This is a genomic window from Mesobacillus maritimus (genome assembly GCF_019749255.1).
Lineage (GTDB): Bacteria > Bacillota > Bacilli > Bacillales > Cytobacillaceae > Mesobacillus_B > Mesobacillus_B maritimus_A.
On sequence record NZ_JACWFH010000034.1, the window covers coordinates 1 to 1,418 of the forward strand.

General features: G+C 36.7%; 1 protein-coding gene. It reads left to right on the forward strand.

The genetic code is table 11. The features are described 5' to 3' along the window. Positions 1–209 precede the first annotated feature (209 nt). The coding region (locus H0185_RS20990; protein WP_221875459.1) for an IS4 family transposase at positions 210–1,418 on the forward strand (1,209 nt) is incomplete at its 3' end.

A 1,418-nucleotide genomic window follows, 5' to 3' on the forward strand; every position in this document is an offset into this window, starting at 1 on the left:
CATAGAAAAGTGCCTTGAAAAAGTGCCAGGCACCATCCATAAAATTGGAAGGTGCCTGGGTATGTATCACTAGCCTTGCATGGGTTTAAAAATTTCCCATAATTTCAAAAAAAATGTATTTACACACAAGAAAAAAACTCCTATTGTAGAAGTGGTTGACCTTGTTTTGTTCCCTTAAACAAACAAGTCTTCTACAAAGGAGTTTCATAATGAACAAGAAAAGTATAGGACGTGAAATGCTCATTTGTCAATGTCTTTCCCAACTTCCACTAGAGGATTATGATTGCCCCCTAATTGATTATGGGAAAAAACTTTCAACTAAATCCTTAATAAAAATTTTTGTAGCGGCCCAGTTGGACGAATGGGATTCATATAAAAACATGGAAGAAAAGTTAGGGGCACATCCAAAGCTCCGTAAGGAGATTGGGATAGAAGAAATAAGCGGATCTCAGTTAAGTCGCAGGATCTCCGACCTGCCAACTGAATGGTTACAAAATCTTTTTGTTAAAGTTGTAAAGAAGATTCAGCTGTTCACCAAAGGGCTGAAGGGCCTACCTAATGGGTTGGGTGTATTGAAAATTATTGATTCTACTGAAATAAGTTTACCCAAAAATTTATGTGATTGGGCATTTATTTCAAAGAGCCATACTGCGGTTAAGATGCATACTAGATTGGTAGTTGCGTCAGAAAATGTAGTTTATCCCGACAAAATTGTACCATCTTCAGGTAAGTTAAGTGACAATGAAGGTTCAGATGATTTGGTTGAGGAATCAAATGCCATTTATGTAATGGATCGTGGATATCCTTCCAGAGAAAAATTTGAAACCTGGGAAGAAAAAGGGATATCCTATGTTGTTCGACTCACGAAATCTCTTCGTTTAGGTATATTAAAAGAGTACACACCCACTCATCCATCCGTGACTCTTGATGCAAAAGTATCCTATAACGTGTCTAAAAAGCCTGTTCGCTGCATTGAATTTATGGATGAAAAAGAAAGAACCTACCGAATTTTAACGAACCGGTTTGACCTAACGGACCAACAAGTGATGGAAATCTACCGTGCCCGTTGGACAATTGAGTTGTTCTTTAAATGGGTAAAACAGCATTTGAAATTTACAAAAATATGGAGCACGAAGCCACAAGGGATATGGAACCAAATGTTCCTGGCTTTAATCGCATATGGGCTTTCCTTATTAGTAAAACTTCAAACTCAATCAGATAGGACTACATTTGGGTTCTTTAGGTTATTACAAACCTATCTTTATAAAACCGTAGGTTCATTTATGAAAGCTTTGAAAAAGAAGAAAAAGAAAACATCGAAGGGTAGACAAAAAGTTCCAATAACTAAACCAAAATCTAAGCCGGAATTTGGAAATGTCGCTAGGGATAAAACAGAGAAGAAGAAAAAAAAGCACAAA